This window comes from Dactylosporangium siamense, assembly GCF_016862795.1.
Taxonomy (GTDB): domain Bacteria; phylum Actinomycetota; class Actinomycetes; order Mycobacteriales; family Micromonosporaceae; genus Dactylosporangium; species Dactylosporangium siamense.
Genome location: NZ_BONQ01000107.1, coordinates 23,450 through 40,491, shown reverse-complemented (window position 1 = coordinate 40,491; position 17,042 = coordinate 23,450). Strand labels below are relative to the sequence as shown.

Here is a 17,042-nt window from a genome sequence, read left to right as displayed (position 1 = left end):
CGAGGGAAGGGAACACCGGCGTGACGACAACGCCATTCGGCCTGAGCACCGTGCTCGGCTACCCCCGCATCGGCCCGGACCGGGAGCTCAAACGGGCCCTGGAGTCCTACTGGGCCGGCCGGATCGACGCGACCGCCCTGCACCGGATCGGCGCCGAGCTGCGCGCCGCCGTGTGGCGGGACCTGCGGCACATCGGCGTGGACGCGATCCCGTCGAACACGTTCTCGTACTACGACCACATGCTCGACGCCGCGGTCGCCGTCGACGCGGTCCCGGACCGGTTCCGGCGCCTCGGCCTCGACGAGCTCGACACGTACTTCGCGATGGCCCGTGGCACCGCCGGCGAACCGGCCCTGGAACTGACGAAGTGGTTCGGCACCAACTACCACTACCTGGTCCCGGAGATCGGCCCGGACACCGTGTTCGTCGCCCGGCCCGGCAAGCCCGTCGCCGAGTTCGCGGAGAGCCGCGCGCTGGGCATGACCACCCGGCCGGTGCTGGTCGGGCCGGCCACGTTCCTGCTGCTGGCCAAGGCCGCGAGCGGCGCACCGGAGGGGTTCCGCCCGTTCGATCGCCTCGACGATCTCGTCACCGTCTACGCGGAACTCCTCGCCGAGCTTGCCGACGCCGGTGTCGCGTGGGTACAGCTGGACGAGCCGGCGTTCACCACGGACCGCACCGGCGCCGAGATCGACGCGTTGCGCGGTGCGTACGCCCGGCTGGGCGCGGTGCGGCAGCGACCCCGGCTGTTCGTGGCGTCGTACTTCGGGGAGCTCGGCGACGCGCTGCCCGCCCTGCTCGCCACGCCCGTCGAGGCGGTCGGCATCGACCTGGTCGCCGGGCCCGGTGACGTGAACCGGCTGGCCGGCTGCGGACCGATCCCGGGCCGCACGATCGTCGCCGGCATCGTCGACGGTCACAACATCTGGCGGACCGACCTGCGCGCCGCAGCGGCCCGGGCCGCCGTGCTCACCGGCGTCGCCGACGACGTCGTGGTGTCCACGTCGTGCTCGCTGCTGCACGTGCCGGTCGACCTCGACGCCGAGCCGGACCTCGACCCGGACCTGCGGGCGCGGCTGGCGTTCGCCCGGCAGAAGGCGGGCGAGGTGGCCCAGCTCGGCCGGGCGCTGCGCGACGGGGTCGCGGTCCTGCCCGAGCCGCCGGGCGCGGCGCCGGCCGCGTGGCGCGACGAGCGCGTCCGGTCCCGGCTGGCCGAGCTGCCGGTGCGCCGGCGCGAGGCGTACCCGCAGCGCGCGCGGGCACAGCAGGACCGGCTCGGCCTGCCACCGCTGCCGACCACGACGATCGGGTCGTTTCCGCAGACCGACCAGCTGCGCAGGGCCCGGGCGGAACTGCGCGCCGGCACCCTCGATGCCGACGGCTACGCCGAGCGGATGCGCACCGAGATCGCCGACGTCGTCGCGCTGCAGGAGCGGCTCGGCCTGGACGTGCTCGTGCACGGCGAACCGGAACGCAACGACATGGTGCAGTACTTCGGTGAGCAGCTCGCCGGGTTCGCCGCCACCGCCAGTGGCTGGGTCCAGTCCTACGGATCCCGGTGCGTGCGCCCGCCGATCATCTACGGCGACGTCAGCCGGCCCGCGCCGATGACGGTCGGCTGGGCCGGCTACGCCCAGTCGCTGACCACGCGGCCGGTCAAGGGCATGCTCACCGGCCCGGTCACGATCCTCGCCTGGTCGTTCGTGCGCACCGACCAGCCCCTCGCCGACACCGCCAACCAGGTCGCCCTCGCCCTGCGCGACGAGACCGTCGACCTCGAGGCCGCCGGCATCCAGATCATCCAGGTCGACGAGCCGGCGTTGCGGGAGCTCCTGCCGTTGCGGCGGGCCGGGCAGCGGGCGTACCTGGACTGGGCGGTGACGGCGTTCCGGATCGCGACCGGCGGCGTCGCCGACGGCACCCAGATCCACACCCACCTGTGCTACTCGGAGTTCGGCGAGGTGCTGCCCGCGATCGACGCCCTCGACGCGGACGTGACCAGCATCGAGGCGTCCCGGTCGAAGATGGAGATCCTGGCCGACCTGCGCGCCGCCGGTTACGGGCGGGGCGTCGGGCCCGGCGTGTACGACATCCACTCGCCGCGCGTACCGGCGCAGCACGAGATCACGGAGGCGCTGCGGCTGGCGGTCGCGGCCGTGCCGGCGGACCGGCTGTGGGTGAACCCGGACTGCGGGCTGAAGACGCGGGGTTACCCCGAGGTCGAGCGGGCCCTCGCGGGTCTCGTCGCGGCCGCCGCAGAGGTCCGGGCCGAACTGCGCTGACCAGGCCGTGGCGGGGGCCTGCCGGTCCCCGCCACGGCGTGACGCCCGTCGATGGGCGAGCGCGGGTCACCTACCATCCGGGCAACCGCCAAAAGGGGGCCGGAATCCATGAGTGACCCAGCCGATACCCGCGGGCCGTTCCCGTTCCGCCAGGACGACCTGCCGGAGAGCCGCCTCCTGGCCGGCGTCGCGCACACCCTCGCCGACTTCCGGACCTGGAGCGACACCCATCCGGCCCTGGTCGAGCGGTACACCGACCGCTGCACGGCGCAGGTCCTGGCCGCCGGGTCGCGGCGCCGCAGAGACCAGCAGCAGGCGCGGGAGGTCGCCCACTTCAGCGTCTTCAACCTCGCCGAGCTGCCACCGGCGGTCACCAGGGGCCTGCCCAGCGTCCGCGAGGTCCTCGCCGGCATCGATGAGCGCCGCGGGGTCCGCGGGGTGGTCGGCACGCTCGCGCGGCACCTGCCGGCGCTGCGGGGCAGCACCGAGCTGGACTGGCTCGCCGCGCGCCTCGAGCACCTGCACCGCATCCTGCCCGACACGGTCGTCCGGGCCGGCGGCATGGGCAAGGTCGTGCGGGCCACGACCGGCGTGCTGCTGATCGCCGCGCACGAGACCGCCGGCGCCGACCCTGGCACCGCGCGGGCGCACCTGGCCGGCGTCGTGCGCGGCGCGTACGGGTTCGGCGCTGCCTACGCCATCGTCGACGACACGCTGCACGACCTGCCCGGCGACCATCTCCCGGCGGAGCACCGCGAGCGGCTGCACGAGCTCACCATCAAGGGCCTCGCGACCGGGCAGCCCGCCGACCCCGCCGAGCTGCCGGACCACCCCCTCGCCGAGGAGCTGCACGCCGTGCACGGGTGGCTGCTGGACGCGTACCCCTTCGACGAGCACCGGCACCTGTACCACGCGGCCGAATCGATGTACCTGGCCCAGCACCGCGACGCCCAAGGGTTGTCGGCGCGGCTCTACCCGGACATGTTCGTCAAGGCCGGGATGAGCCGGGTGATCGCGAACCTGCTCGCCCGCCGCACCGTCGGCGACGAGTTCTACCGCCGCAGCATCAACACGACGTTCATCAGCCAGCTGCGCGACGACCTCATCGACGCCGCCGAGGACGAGCGCGCCGGCCGCCGGACCCCGTTCACCGACCCGGGCGGCTCCGACCCGCTGTATGACCTGTTCGCCTACCCGGCGTACGTCGCGGAGGAGGTCTACGGCGGTGACCCGGCCGTGGCCGACGCGCTGGCGTACTACACCGCGACCCGGCTGAGCCATCACCTCGCCGCCGACGCGGCGCGGGCCCGGACGCGGCGGTTCGCGCCCACCGGCGCCGTCGAGCGGTTCATCAGCGCGACCCCCGGCCGCCGCCGGGACGTGGCGGAGCAGCGGCTGCGGGAGCGGGCCGGGCAGGTGCTGCGGCACCGCGCACCCACCTCCGTCGACTGCCGGACGTTCATCGCCGACCGGCTGCCGTACCTCAACGGCCTGCTGCACCGGCGCTGGCCGGTCCGGAAGGGCGACGACCTCGACGCGGTCGTCGGCTACGCCCTGGCCGGCTCCGCGAAACGGCTGCGCCCCGCGCTCGGGCTGATGCTCGCCGAAGGACTCGGCATCGCCCCGGCCGCGATCGAACCGGTCCTCGTCGCCGGCGAACTGTTCCACACCGCGAGCCTGATCTTCGACGACCTGCCCGCCCAGGACGGCGCGACCCTGCGCCGCGGCCGGCCCGCCGCGCACACCGTGTTCGGCGAGGCCAGCGCCCAGCTCGCGGCGCTGTCGATGATCTCCTCCGCCTTCGGCCTCGTCGCGCAGCTCGACCGGGCGTTCCCGGCCCGCCGGGTCACCGCCGTCATCGACTACGTCGGCACCGTGCTCGGACCCGCCGGCCTCTGCCGGGGCCAGGACCTCGACCTGCGGCTGGGCCGCGACGGCGGCCCGGTCAGCCCGGCGCAGATCATCGACATGTACAGCCTGAAGACGTCGACCGCGATCGAGGCGTCCCTGGTGCCGCTGCTCATGCTGGCCGGCCACCCGGCGGAGCAGATCGACCTGCTGAAGCGCTACGCCCACCACGCCGGCGTCGTGTTCCAGCTGCACGACGACGTCCTGGACGCGACCTCGTCCACGGCGCTGCTCGGCAAGGACGCCGGCCACGACACCGCCAAGGCCAACATCGTGCGCACCTGCGGCCTCGCCGAGGCGCGCCGCCTCACCGACGCCCACCTGGCCGAGGCGATCGCCTGCTGCGACCGGCTGCCGTTCAACACCGACCTGCTCGCCTGCGCGGTCCGCCACTTCGCCACCCGCCGCCACTGACCCGTGCGCCGCCGCCGCGCTACGCCCCGGCGCCCGGTTGGGTCCGCTCGGCGCATTTCGCCGAGCCGCAGCCGCAGCCGCACGCGTCACGACGGCCGGGGCGTTCGGGGTCTACCCCGTGGGTTGCGGGCCCAGGTCGGTGGCGGCGGCCTTCCCGGGCCGGATCAGTGACAGCGCGACGAGCGTGGCGGTGGCGGCCAGGCCGAGGAGGGTCAACCAGTGCAGCGGCCACAGCACGTATCCCGCCCAGGGCGGTCGGAGGTAGCGTTCCGGCTGGCCGAGGGACCACAGCCCCAGGTAAGCGACCAGGGTCGGCAGCAGGAACAGGGCCATCGCACCGGTCGTGAGCAGGGCGGCGAGGACCTGCACCATCACGCCGTGCCGGCGGATCCGGTAGATGGTCGCGGCGGCGAACAACCAGCCGCCGAGCGCACCGATCAGCCAGCCCGCGGCGAACCCGGCCGGCGCGAGGGCGGGCTCCTCCTGGACGATCTCGATGCTGAGGAACGTCCCCGGCGGCTCCGCCGACGCCGGGATGTCCATCCAGCGCACCCAGATCACCAGGCCGTCGCGGGACGCCGACACCGCGGACCCGGCGGAGGTGAGCGGCGGGTCGACGGCCGGACGGAACTTCCAGCCGGCGGCGGTGAGCCGGCGGGCGACCACGTCGGTGGTCGAGCCGGGCACGTCGCGGGACTCGACGTTGCCGACATACGCCGGGCTGCTGCCGTCCGGTGGGACCAGGCCGCCGAGCAGGCCGACGGACCGGTTCAGGTCCTGGTCGTAGGGCACGCCCATGGCCGTGCCGATGATCTGCTTGGCCTCCGCGTCGCCCGGCAGCCCGGGTGAGGTGAGCCAGGCGGCCCAGCCGCCGGCGGCCGCGCCCATCGCGCCGACGACGAGGGCCGCGAGGACCGCGACGACCCGCGGGGCGATCCCGATCGGGAGCCGGAACCGTTGCCGCAGGCCGCCCTTGACGAGGTCGGCCGCGGCCCGGCGGGACGGCCGGCGCTGCCCCGGCTCGGCGGCGTCCAGCAGCGTGGTCACCAGCTCGGCGCCCACATCCTTCCGGAACGCCCTCGGATACCAGCGCAGCAGCCGCCGGTAGCGCCGTTCGAGCTCGTTCGTCGGTTCCTCCATGGCTGGCACGCGATCAACGTACAGCCGCCGCTATACAACGTCAACCGTACTATCACCGGACGGCGATCACGACGTTGCCGACCTTGCGGCCGCTGTCGACGTACCGGTGCGCCTCGACGATCTCCGCGAGCGGATACGTGCGGTCGATGACGACCCGCACCTTCTGCTGGGCGAGCAGCTCCCGCAGCTCGGCGAGCGCCGCGTGCTTGCGCACCGACATGCCGGTGCGCACGCGCGGCCCGCCGGTGACCGCGGTCCGCCACGCGTGCACGGTGTTGACCAGGCCGGTCGTCGGCAGGTAGCTGCCGCGCGGCGTCAGGACCGGGCGGCACCGGGCGAACGAGCTGCGGCTCACGGTGTCGAAGATGATGTCGTACCGTTCGCCGCTCGTGGTGAAGTCCTCGACGGTGTGGTCGTAGACCCGGCCGGCGCCGAGCGACTCGACGAGCTTCGCGTTGCGCCCGCTGCACACGGCGTCGACCTGCGCCCCGGCCGCGGCCGCGATCTGCACGGCGTAGGTGCCGATGCTGCCGGACCCGCCGATGACCAGCACCCGCTGTCCGGCCTGGACGCGGGCGAGCCCATGCAGGAAGTGCCACGCCGTGGTGAACCCGTCGACGCTGGCCGCCGCCTCCGCGTAGTCGACGCCGTCCGGGACCGTGGTGAACGACGCCCGCTCCGGCAGGCACTTGTACTCGGCGTTCGCGCCGACCCCGAAGCCGGTGAACCCGAAGACCCGCTCGCCGACCCGGGTCCGGCGCACGGCCGGCCCGACCGCCGCGACCTCCCCGGCGAACTCGAGGCCGAGCACCCGGATCCCTTTGCGGGGCCGCCGTGGCCCGAGGATCAGCCGACCCCACCTCGGCTCACCGCGCCGCATCCCGCACTCGGCGGACGTCACCGTGGTCGCGTGCACCCGGACCAGGACCTGGTCCCCCTTCGGCACCGGTGCCGGCAGCTCCGCCTGGGTGAGCACCTCGGGCGGGCCGTACGCCTCAAACATGACCGCTCGCATGCGCGCCATGATGCGACAGTGCGACTGTTACGACGCTGAGTGCGCGTCAGTCCTCCCAGACGTCGACCCGCGGCAGCCCCCGTCGCTCCCGGGCCGCGTCGACCATCCGCTGGATGAGGGCCGTTTTCGCGCGGGTGTACGTGTCACCGTCGTGCCCCGCCGCGGCCAGCTCGCGCTTCAACGCGCCGTACGCCTCCCGGTCGGCCGGTTCCTGGAGCAGATGGTCGCGCAGCAGCCGCTCGTTGCGGGTGTCCCACGACGCTTCGGTGACGACGTGCAGGTGGTAGGCGACGGGTTCGCCGTCCCGCCGGTAGAACAGCCGCTCCCGCATGCCGGTCTCCAGCCGGTGGTAGCCGAGGCCCGCCAGGACGTCCTCGACCGCGAGGACCGCGTCGAGCGCGGGGGTCGCGGCCATCAGGTCGATGACCGGCTTGGCCGCCAGCCCCGGCACCGCCGTGCTCCCCACGTGCTCCACGGCCCCGGGCAGCGCCGCGGCCAGCTCCTCGATGGCCCGGCGGGCCGCACTGGGCCAGCCCGGGTCGTGGTCGCGGACCTCGATCGTCACTCCCGGACCTTATCCGGCGGCCACGGCCCGGCATCCGCTGTACGGTCCCGCGCCGGACCGTGGGCATGCCGCATCGCGGCCCAGTCGAACGCGTCGAGTCCGTCGGACTCCGCCGCGGCGGAGATCGTTCCCGGTCGGCGGGCGAGGTTCCGAGCTCGCGCACGACCAGCACGTCCGCTGGTGGCTTGGCTATGTAGAGTGGCGGTATAGTGGGGCGATGCGAATCACTGTGCCGACGGCGCGGGTGCTGGCGGCGTTGCTCGCCGATCCTGGCGCCGACCACTATGGGCTTGAGCTCATGCAGCAGTGCGAACTGGCCAGTGGCACGTTGTATCCGATCCTGCACCGGCTGACCGAGGCGGGATGGCTGGAGCGGCAGTGGGAGGGCGTCGACCCGGCCGAGGTGGGGCGGCCCGCGCGGCGGCTCTACCGGCTCACGGCTGAAGGTGCGACCGAGGCGCGGCAGGCGCTCGCGGAGCTGCGCGCGCAGCTCGGCGGGGCGGGCGCGGCGACGGACCCGAGGCCGGCGTGGTGACCGGGCTGCTGCTGGCCACCGCCGCCCGGCGCTGGCCCGCCGACCAGCGCGCGGCGCCTGAGCAGCGTTCAGTGGCCGAGGTGCGCGGCAACTGAGCGCTGCTCAGGCGCCGCGCAGGCTGTCGAGGATGCGGGTCAGGGTGCGGCGGCCGGTCGTGCTCATCGCGAGGTTGCTCCGGTCGTAGTACCAGACCAGGCCCATCGACTGCACGAAGGCCCAGGCGCGGCCGCGGTCCCATTCGAGGTCGTCGCCGCCGAGGCGGTCCCGCAGCGCCTGCCGCGGGCCGGGCTCCAGCAGGTGCCAGGCGCCGAGCAGGTCGAGGGCCGGGTCGGCCGGGCCGAGACCACCGACGTCGAGGACCCCGGCGAGCCGCCCGTCGCGCACCAGGACGTTGCCGGGCATGAGGTCGGCGTGGTTCATCAGGTCCGGTCGCCCGCCCCGGGGCAGCAGTCGCATCGTCGCCCACGCGCGCCGCAGCGCCGGCACGTCCAGCAGGCCCTCGCTGTGGTGCAGGCAGGTCTCGATCCACGCGTCGTGGTCCTGCAGCGCGCCGCCGCGCCCGTGCCCGCCGAAGGTGCGGCCCGCGGTGTCGATGGTGCGGACGCCGGCGATGAACTCGGCCAGATCCTCCGCGAACGGCACCGAGTCGCCGGGATCGAGCGCGGTGGCGATGGTGCCGGGCAGCCACGTCTGGATCGACCACGGCGACGGGTACCCGGCGCCCGGCGCGCCGATCCCGACCGGCTCCGGTGTCGGGAACCGGGTGCGGTGCAGCAGCTCACGGGCGGCCCGCGCCTCCACCTCCAGCGACCGCCGGTCCTGCGGCTGCAGCGGAAACCGCGCCGCGAGCAGGTCGCCGACCCGGAAGATGGCATTGACGGTCCCCTGCGAGGACAGCGGCCGGACCGGCAGGTCGCGCAGGTGCGGGAACTGGGCCGCGATCAGCGCACCCGCCGTTTCGGTCGACACGTGGAGCTGGTCGTCATGCATCTGCACGCCCAGACCATGTCCGCCGGGCCCGGGCGGTGGCAACCCGATTTCGAGCCGCGCCGGCACCGGGCGCCGGGTGGTCCCGCGGCATTGACTACTGTGACCGGCGATGAGGTCGACGGGGGACGACCGCGGCCGTGAGGTCGATCCGGCCCTGGTGCGCCGTGCCCAGCGGGGCGACGCGCTCGCAATCGACGAGCTGTTGCGGATCCTGGACCCGTATGTCGGCCGGCTGTGCGCGCCGATCGCGTTGCAGGACGCGGCCGACGCCGCGCAGGAGTCGATGATCGTCATCTTCCGCAGCATCGGGCAGCTCAGGGAGCCCGCGGCGCTGTTCGGCTGGGTGCGCACCATCTGCACCCGGGAGGCGGTGCGGGTGGCGCGGCGCCGCACGGGCACTCTCGCCGCCGAGCTGAGCGACCTGCCGGCGCCAGGGGATCCGCAGCTGCGCACCGACATCCTGGACGTGCTGCGGCGGCTCAGCCCGGAGCACCGCGCCATGCTGGTGCTGCGCGACCTCGAGGGGCTCGACGAGAAGGCGGTCGCGGGCATCCTCGACCTGCCCCTCGGCACGGTCCGGTCGCGACTGTCCCGGGCCCGCAGCGCGTTCCGCGATCGCTGGAGATAGCCGGGAAGGTTTCGGCGGGAAGCGCCCTCTCACAGCACGGGGTCCCGCACCTGGCCGGGCCCGACCGTCGAGAGAGGCCCGCACATGACACCCAACCGTCCGTTCCCCGAGGTCGCCGGGGTCACCCATCGCTTCGTGGACGTCCGCGGGACCCGCCTGCACGTGGCCGAGGCGGGCGCCGGCACCGCGCTGGTGCTCCTGCATGGCTTCCCGCAGCATTGGTACGCCTGGCGCCACGTCATCGCCCTCCTGCCAGTCGGCTACCGGCTGATCTGCCCCGACCTCCGTGGCTTCGGGTGGTCGGCGCCGTCGCGGGGCGGGCACGGCACCGAGGACCGGGCGGCCGACGTCGTGGCACTGCTCGACGCCCTCGGGCACGACCGGGTCGGGCTCGTCGGGCACGACTGGGGCGCCTGGGCCGGGTTCGCCGCGTGCCTGCGCGCGCCCGAACGCTTCAGCCGGTTCATCGCGTTGAACATGATGCATCCGTGGCCGGCCCGGCGGGCGCTGATCACCCAGGCGTGGCGGTTCTGGTACACGGCGGTCATCGAGTATCCGCTGCTGGGGCGGCTGGTGCTGCGGCGCTGGCCCGGGTTCACCCGGTTCCTGCTGCGGCGGGCGGCGGCCGATCCGGCGGTCACGTGGCGGCCCGGTGAGCTCGACGAGTTCGCCGCCGCCGGCCGGGAGCCCGGTGCCGCGCACGCGGGGCAGGCGCTGCACTGGAGGTTCGTGGTCGACGACATCCCGCGGTTGCGCCGGGGCTGGTCCGGCGGCGCGCGGCTGCGGGTGCCGACGCTGATCGTGGGCGGCGCCCGGGACGTGGTGATCCCGCCGGCGCTGCTGTCCACCGCCGGCGGGCACGCCGACGACCTGACCGTGGAGGTCGTGCCGGGCGCCGGCCATCAGCTGCCGGATGAGCGCCCGGACCTGGTGGCGGCCCGGATCCGCACGCTCTTCCCGCACTGAACCGGCACCGGCGGCACGGTTCAGCCGGTCTGTGCCGATCCGGTCGCGCGCTCGTCCAGGAGCCGTGCCAGGTTGCCCACCATCCGCCGCGCGGACGTGCCCGCGAGGGGCAGGAACACCAGCCGGCGGGTGCGCCGCAGGCGCCCACGGGTCCCGCCGAGCACCGCGAACCTGGTGCCGTCGCCGTCGGGTACCGCCGCCATCCCACCGATCACGGACGGACTCTGCATCAGGCACCAGCCCGTCTCCAGCGCGACGTCGAACACGGCGCGGTGCCCGAGGCGGCCGACCGCGACGGCTCGAAGGGGCGCCGCGGTGCCGTCGACGAACTCGAACGAGCGCATCGTGCGGATCCACTGCGGCAGATGATTGGGCAGGTCGGCGGCGACCGACCAGACGTCGGCGGGCGGCTCGGCGAAGTGCGCCTCCGCGTAGAGCGGGGCGCGCAGCGTCTCGCTCAGCACCCGCAGCCGCTGGACCGCGTCCAGTCGGGCGGTCGGCCAGGTCGACGTCATGAGGCCTCCCAGCTTAGTGCGCCCTGGACAGGCCACTCAACCGGACAGTATTGTCCGGTTTCTCGCCGCAGGAGGCACGATGCCGCAGTTCCATCCAGACCTGACCCGCGCCCGGTTCATTCCCCGGATCAAACTGCGCCCGTGGCTCGTCCGGTTCGCGCAGCGGGTCAAGGCTCCGGGCATCCGCACCCCGGACGGCATGACGATCGAGAACCTGAGCGCGCCGGGTCCGGCGGGACGGCCTCCGGTGCGGGTGCGCGTCTACCGGCCGGTGGGGCTGCCACGCCCGGCGCCGGCGCTGTACTGGATCCACGGCGGCGGCTTCGTGCAGGGCCGGCCGGAGCAGGATGACCGGTCCTGCATCGCGTTCGCGCGGGAGCTCGGCGCCGTGGTCGCCTCGGTGGACTACCGGCTCGCGCCCCAGCACCCGTTTCCGGCGCCGCTCGACGACGTGTACGCCGGACTGCAGTGGCTGGCCGGCAACGCGGCGGAGCTCGGGGTCGATCCGGGCGCGATCGCGATCGGCGGCGCCAGCGCGGGCGGCGGCCTGGCGGCCGGGCTGGCGCTGCTCGCCCGGGACCGGGGCGTCGTCTCGCCGGTGTTCCAGCTGCTGGTGTATCCGATGCTCGACGACCGCACGGTGCTGCGGACCGGCGTCGACACCACCTACCTGCGCGCCTGGACCCCGCAGAACAACCGTTTCGGCTGGTCGGCCTACCTCGGACGGGAGCCCGGCGGCCCGGGAGTGTCCGACTACGCGGCGCCGGCCCGGTGCGAGGACCTGTCCGGGCTGCCGCCCGCCTGGATCGGGGTGGGCACGAACGACCTGTTCCACGACGAGGACCTCGACCACGCGCGGCGGTTGCGGGCGGCGGGGGTCGCCTGCGACCTGACCGTCGTCGACGGCGCGTTCCACGGCTTCGACGCGATCTTCGCCAAGACCGGGGTCGCGCGGGCGTTCCTGGACGCGCAGATCGCGGCATTGCGGGCAAAGCTTTAAATCTTTGGTCGACATCGAGGGAAAGTTCGCCGATCTCCAACAAAACATCTAGACATCGAAATGAAAGCCTCGGTAGATTTGCCGCGCCAGGCATCGGCGTGCCAGGCAACCCGCAGGACATCGACAGTGGTGCCCGCCGGTTGTCCGCGCGCCGCCCTGAACGGTTGCCGTGCCTCCGGTGGAGCACTCTCGCTCTCTCCCTGGAGGACCCGTGTCCGTCCCGCCCCGGCGCACGCGCAGCCCGATCCTGGGTGCGCTCGCCTCCACCCTGGTGGCCACCGCCCTGGTCATACCGTCAAGCGCGTCCGCCGCGCCGCCGGCGCAGGAGCCCGGCGTCACGCTGCGCACCTTCGACCTGCAGACACCCCTCAGCACGCTCTGCACCCTCAAGCCCGCGCAGACCCCCAACGTCGACAAGCTCATGCCGACGATCGACTGGACCACCTCGGCCCAGTTCGGGCTCGAGGACAACTTCCTCACCCAGGCGATCGGCAACGTCAACATCGCCACGGCGGGCAGCTACACGTTCCGGCTCATCAGCGACGACGGCTCGCGTCTCAGTATCGATGACAACGTTGTCATCAACAACGACGGGCTGCACGGCGCGACCGCCAAGGACGGCGCCGTCCAGCTGGGCACCGGCTACCACTCGCTGCTCATCGAGTTCTTCGAGGCCGGCGGCGGGCAGCAGCTCACGCTGCAGTGGCAGACGCCGGGCTCGTCGTCGTTCGTGACGGTGCCCAACTCCGTGCTCAGCACCGACGCCGGGGTCGTGCGGGTCACCGCGCCCGGCAAGAAGGAGTGCGAAGGCACGGGCGACTCCGCCGGCGACGGCCTGCCGCTGACCGCCGTCCACCCGAACTTCACGCTGACGAACCTGCGCCCCAACAGCAGCTTCCAGCCGAAGGTCACCGGCATGGACTGGCTGCCCGACGGGCGCCTGGTCGTCTGCACCTGGGGCGGCAGCGACCAGTCCGGCACGTCGCAGGCCGGCGAGGTGTGGATCCTCGGCAACACCGGCGGGGCGACCTCGCCCGGCAACGTGACGACGAAGCGCATCGGCAGCAACCTCAAGGAGCCGATGGGCCTGAAGGTCGTCAACGGCGTCGTCTACGTGTCGGAGAAGCAGCGGCTGACCCGCCTCGTCGACACCAACGGTGACGAGGTCGCCGACCAGTACCAGACGGTCGCGACCATGCCGTTCGACGGCAACTTCCACTCGTTCGCGTTCGGCCTGCTCTACGAGGCGGGCTTCTTCTACCTGAACCTGTCGGTGTCGATCGACTACGGCGGCGCGACCACGAACCCGCAGGGCGTCGTGAACCGCGGCACCACCATCAAGATCAACCCTGCGGACGGGACCTACACCTACGTCGCCGGTGGCCTGCGGACCCCGCACGGCATCGGCTGGGGCCCCGAGGGCGGCATCTTCGTCACCGACAACCAGGGCGGCTACCAGCCGTCGTCGAAGCTGCTGCACATCAAGCAGGGCCGCTTCTTCAACCACTACCTCAACCCGCAGGCCCTGTTCGACGACAACCCGGTGACCCAGCCGGTGCTGTGGCTGCCGCAGAACGAGATCGGCAACTCGCCGAGCACGCCGCTGTACATGCCGTCCGGCCTGTACCAGGGCCAGTTCCTCATCGGTGACGTCACCTACGGCGGCCTGCAGCGCGCGTACGTCGAGAAGGTCAACGGCGAGTACCAGGGCGCGCTGTACCGCATGACCCAGGGTCTCGAGGCCGGCATCTCGGAGGTCGCGCTCGGCCCCGACGGCGCGGTCTACGTCGGTGGTCTCGGCGCCGGCGGCAACTGGGGACAGACCGGCAAGCTCACCTACGGCCTGCAGAAGCTGACCCCGAACGGCGCCAACTACTTCGACATGCTCGCGACCCGGGCCACGCCCAACGGGTTCGAGATCGAATACACCCAGCCGCTGTCGGCCGCCACGGCCAGCGCACTGGCTTCGAAGTACCGGGTCAAGCAGTGGCGCTACGTGCCGACCGCGGCCTACGGCGGCCCGAAGGTCGACGAGGAGACGCTGAGCGTGTCCTCGGCGACCCTGTCCTCCGACGGCAAGAAGGTCACGCTGGTGATCCCGGGTCTCAAGGCCGGCCGGGTCGTGCACATCCGCTCCCCCAAGCCCTTCGCCGCCTCGAACGGCCAGTCGCTGTGGAGCACCGAGGTCTGGTACACGCTCAACGCCATCCCCGGCCAGACGCCGCCGGTCAACCTGGCCCTCGGCAAGCCCGCCACCTCCGACAGCAACTGCTCCACGTCGGAGAAGGCGGCCCGCGCCGTCAACGGCACCACCACCAACGGCAACCTCGACAAGTGGTGCTCGCAGGGCGCCACCAAGTGGCTGCAGGTCGACCTGGGCTCCACCCAGAGCGTCAACAAGTTCGTCGTGCAGCACGCCGGCACCGGCGGTGAGAACACGGCCTGGAACACCCGCGACTTCAACATCCAGGTGAGCACCAACGGCACCAGCTGGACGACGGTGTCGACCGTCACCGCCAACACGGCCAGCACGACCACCCACACCATCGCGGCGACCCAGGCCAGATACGTCCGGCTCAACGTCACCACGCCGGCGAGCGACGGCAACACGGCCGCCAGGATCTACGACTTCGAGGTCTACGGCGGCACCGCACCCCCCGCCACCGGCAACCTCGCGCTGAACAAGACAGCCACCGCCGACAGCTCCTGCGGCACCGCCGAGGGCCCGGAGAAGGCCGTCAACGGCAGCGTCAACGGCGGCAACGCCGACAAGTGGTGCTCGCTCGGCGCCAGCAAGTGGCTGCAGGTCGACCTCGGCTCCAGCCAGAACGTCAGCCGGGTCACGCTCAAGCACGCGAGTGCCGGCGGGGAGAACCCCAGCTGGAACACGCGTGACTTCACCGTGCAGACCAGCACCAACGGCACCACGTGGACGACGGTCGCGACCGTCACCGGCAACACGGCCGGCACGACCACGCACAACTTCACCACCACGTCCGCCCGGTACCTGCGGGTCAACATCACCACGCCGGCGAGCGACGGCAACGGGGCGGCCCGGATCTACGAGTTCGAGGCCTACAGCACGACCGGCACCAACCGGACCGTGCTGTTCGACGGCACGAACATGAACAACTTCGAGGGCTCCGGCGGCTCCGCGGTCACCTGGCCGCTCGGCAACGGCGGCGTCGAGGTCCTCGGCGGCGACATCCGCAGCAAGGAGAGCTTCGGCGACTTCAAGCTGCACATCGAGTTCTGGCTGCCGAACCTGCCGGGCAGCGTCACCGGCCAGCAGCGCTCGAACAGCGGCATCTACCTGCAGGACCGCTACGAGCTGCAGGTGCTCGACTCGTTCGGCGTCGCCTCGGCCCCGGGCATCGACACCTGCGCGTCGATCTACAACAAGATCGCCGCGACCAGCAACGCCGCGACCGCCCCGGAGACGTGGCAGACCTACGACGTGACGTTCCGCGCGGCCCGGTACAACGCCTCCGGGACCAAGACGGAGAACGCCCGGGTCACGGTCGTGTGGAACGGCGTCACGGTGCACAACAACGTCGCCATCGACGGACCGACCGGCAACGGCGCCGCCGAGACCGCGTCGGCGGGCAAGATCCGCCTGCAGGACCACGGCGACGCCGGCGCGAACCTGTACTACCGCAACATCTGGGTCGAGCCGGTGGCCTGACCCTCCCTGCCGCACCCCGGCGCCGCTGCTCGACGGCGGCGCCGGGTGTGCCGTAGGAATGGGGCGGTGACCATCGAGACCCTGATCACCGCGGCGCGTGTGCCGCGCACGGCGGTCGAGCCCACGCCCGCGGCCGACCTCGAGCGTGCCTTCGGCACCCGGCTGCCGGCCGACTACCCGCACTACGTGGCGGCGGTCCCGAAGGGCTACTTCCGGGGCTATCTGGAGGTCCTGCGACCGTCCTTCCTCCCGTTCGCCGGCGAGGTCCAATGGACCCGCGACCAGCTCCGCGCCGCCGGCGCGCCCGCGCACCTCCTGCCGTGGGCGAGGATCTACCCGGACTACTACGCGTGCTGGGACACCGGCACCGGCGACCCGGACTCCTGGCGCACCGGGGTCTTCGACGTCTACGCCGGCGGGACGTGGTACCCCTTCGACGGCGGCCTCACGGAGTTCCTGCTGGCGTTCGTGACCGGCGGCACCGGCATCGACGCGCTCGCCTTCGCGTACCGCGATGAAAGCGCACCCCTGTTCAGCGAAGACCCCACGACACCGCCGGCCCGCGTGGACCCGGCCGGTTGGAGCGGTCGTGTGCCGCTCGACGAACCACTCGATGCCGCCGCCGTCCTGCTGGAATCCTGCCCCGGCGAGCCGGCCGAAGTCAGCGACAACCTTCCCGGCGACTACCGCCGGCTCCTGCACGCGGGCGTCGCCGCACGGATCAGGTTCGCCCAGCTCGCCCTCGACGTCTTCGACCTGAGCACGCAGCTGCACGAGCGGATGCTGGCCGCGATGAACACCCGGGGCGGCCTGCGCCCGCCGTACCACCCCGAGCCCGACGGCCTCATCGCGTTCGCCACCTACGACAATGGCGCCACGGCCTGCTGGATCCCGGTCGGCGCCGACCCGGACCGCTGGCCGGTCATGGTCGTCGACGTCACCTTCAGGACGCTGACCGAGCACCGGTTGACCGCGACCGGGCTCCTGGCTCAGGTCTGGCTGACCGAGCCGCTCTCCACGGCGGACGCCATCGCGGCCGCGGCGGCGTTCCTCGCGTCCGACGGCTCCGAGGACGTCGAGATCGAGCCGCTCCCGGGCTGGGAGGTGCTCGAAGACCCGCCCGGGTTCGTGCCGGAGCCGGTGCGGGTCCAGCCGGAGGCCGCCTTCGCAGACGGCCGCCGGATCATCGTGCCGTACAACTCGATCGCCCTGCTGGACCACGGCGACCTGGAGGCCGAGCTGGGTGGCAACGCACCGATCATGGTCGACCTCGACACGCACGAGTGCCGCTACATCGACCTCGGCGAGACCTTTGCGTACCGGGAGCGCGGCTTCCACGTGTGAGTTGACGCAACCGTTTGATTGCTATACGTTCGTAGCAACTGAATGGTTGCTACTA

General features: G+C 72.8%; 13 protein-coding genes. 8 read left to right on the top strand and 5 right to left on the bottom strand.

Translation table 11 applies throughout. The features are described 5' to 3' along the window. Positions 1 to 20: 20 nt before the first annotated feature. Complete coding sequence (metE, locus tag Dsi01nite_RS33550; RefSeq protein ID WP_239136355.1) at positions 21 to 2,282, top strand: 5-methyltetrahydropteroyltriglutamate--homocysteine S-methyltransferase; 2,262 nt, start codon at positions 21 to 23, stop codon at positions 2,280 to 2,282. 108 nt (positions 2,283 to 2,390) lie between these two features. Next, positions 2,391 to 4,604, top strand: a complete 2,214-nt coding sequence (locus Dsi01nite_RS33545) for a polyprenyl synthetase family protein (RefSeq protein ID WP_203850340.1) — start codon at positions 2,391 to 2,393, stop codon at positions 4,602 to 4,604. A gap of 111 nt (positions 4,605 to 4,715) precedes the next feature. Here Dsi01nite_RS33545 and Dsi01nite_RS33540 read toward each other — a convergent pair whose 3' ends face one another. The 3 genes from Dsi01nite_RS33540 to Dsi01nite_RS33530 are packed head-to-tail and all read right to left on the bottom strand — an operon-like array spanning position 4,716 to position 7,324. Then, positions 4,716 to 5,753, bottom strand: coding sequence for a hypothetical protein (locus tag Dsi01nite_RS33540; protein ID WP_203850339.1), 1,038 nt, complete (start codon positions 5,751 to 5,753; stop codon positions 4,716 to 4,718). 43 nt (positions 5,754 to 5,796) lie between these two features. Beyond that, complete coding sequence (locus Dsi01nite_RS33535) at positions 5,797 to 6,759, bottom strand: NAD(P)-dependent alcohol dehydrogenase (protein ID WP_203850338.1); 963 nt, start codon at positions 6,757 to 6,759, stop codon at positions 5,797 to 5,799. Positions 6,760 to 6,805: 46 nt separating this feature from the next. Beyond that, positions 6,806 to 7,324: a GrpB family protein gene (locus tag Dsi01nite_RS33530; protein WP_203850337.1), complete on the bottom strand. Its 519-nt coding sequence runs from the start codon at positions 7,322 to 7,324 to the stop codon at positions 6,806 to 6,808. Between the two features lie 217 nt (positions 7,325 to 7,541). Between Dsi01nite_RS33530 and Dsi01nite_RS33525 the strand changes: the two genes are divergently transcribed. Further along, the gene (locus Dsi01nite_RS33525) at positions 7,542 to 7,859 is read left to right on the top strand and encodes a PadR family transcriptional regulator (RefSeq protein ID WP_203850336.1); all 318 of its coding nucleotides are present in this window, start codon (positions 7,542 to 7,544) and stop codon (positions 7,857 to 7,859) included. Between the two features lie 102 nt (positions 7,860 to 7,961). Here Dsi01nite_RS33525 and Dsi01nite_RS33520 read toward each other — a convergent pair whose 3' ends face one another. Beyond that, positions 7,962 to 8,849 carry an aminoglycoside phosphotransferase family protein gene (locus Dsi01nite_RS33520; RefSeq protein ID WP_203850425.1) on the bottom strand — a complete coding sequence of 296 codons (888 nt, stop codon included), beginning with the start codon at positions 8,847 to 8,849 and terminating at the stop codon, positions 7,962 to 7,964. A 109-nt stretch (positions 8,850 to 8,958) separates the two neighbouring features. Here Dsi01nite_RS33520 and Dsi01nite_RS33515 point away from each other — a divergent pair, with 109 nt between their 5' ends. Together Dsi01nite_RS33515 and Dsi01nite_RS33510 are read left to right on the top strand one after the other, a co-directional pair. After that, positions 8,959 to 9,477 carry an RNA polymerase sigma factor gene (locus tag Dsi01nite_RS33515; RefSeq protein WP_203850335.1) on the top strand — a complete coding sequence of 173 codons (519 nt, stop codon included), beginning with the start codon at positions 8,959 to 8,961 and terminating at the stop codon, positions 9,475 to 9,477. Positions 9,478 to 9,561: 84 nt separating this feature from the next. After that, the gene (locus Dsi01nite_RS33510) at positions 9,562 to 10,443 is read left to right on the top strand and encodes an alpha/beta fold hydrolase (RefSeq protein ID WP_203850334.1); all 882 of its coding nucleotides are present in this window, start codon (positions 9,562 to 9,564) and stop codon (positions 10,441 to 10,443) included. 20 nt (positions 10,444 to 10,463) lie between these two features. Here the strand turns inward: Dsi01nite_RS33510 and Dsi01nite_RS33505 are convergent, their stop codons facing one another. Further along, positions 10,464 to 10,958, bottom strand: a complete 495-nt coding sequence (locus Dsi01nite_RS33505; protein WP_203850333.1) for a hypothetical protein — start codon at positions 10,956 to 10,958, stop codon at positions 10,464 to 10,466. A 79-nt stretch (positions 10,959 to 11,037) separates the two neighbouring features. Here Dsi01nite_RS33505 and Dsi01nite_RS33500 point away from each other — a divergent pair, with 79 nt between their 5' ends. From Dsi01nite_RS33500 to Dsi01nite_RS33490, 3 genes are all read left to right on the top strand, one after another. Next, positions 11,038 to 11,958 carry an alpha/beta hydrolase gene (locus Dsi01nite_RS33500; RefSeq protein ID WP_203850332.1) on the top strand — a complete coding sequence of 307 codons (921 nt, stop codon included), beginning with the start codon at positions 11,038 to 11,040 and terminating at the stop codon, positions 11,956 to 11,958. Between the two features lie 211 nt (positions 11,959 to 12,169). After that, positions 12,170 to 15,643: a galactose-binding domain-containing protein gene (locus tag Dsi01nite_RS33495; RefSeq protein WP_239136354.1), complete on the top strand. Its 3,474-nt coding sequence runs from the start codon at positions 12,170 to 12,172 to the stop codon at positions 15,641 to 15,643. Positions 15,644 to 15,709: 66 nt separating this feature from the next. Next, on the top strand, positions 15,710 to 16,987 hold the full coding sequence (locus tag Dsi01nite_RS33490) for a hypothetical protein (protein ID WP_203850331.1): 1,278 nt from the start codon (positions 15,710 to 15,712) through the stop codon (positions 16,985 to 16,987). Positions 16,988 to 17,042: the final 55 nt, after the last annotated feature.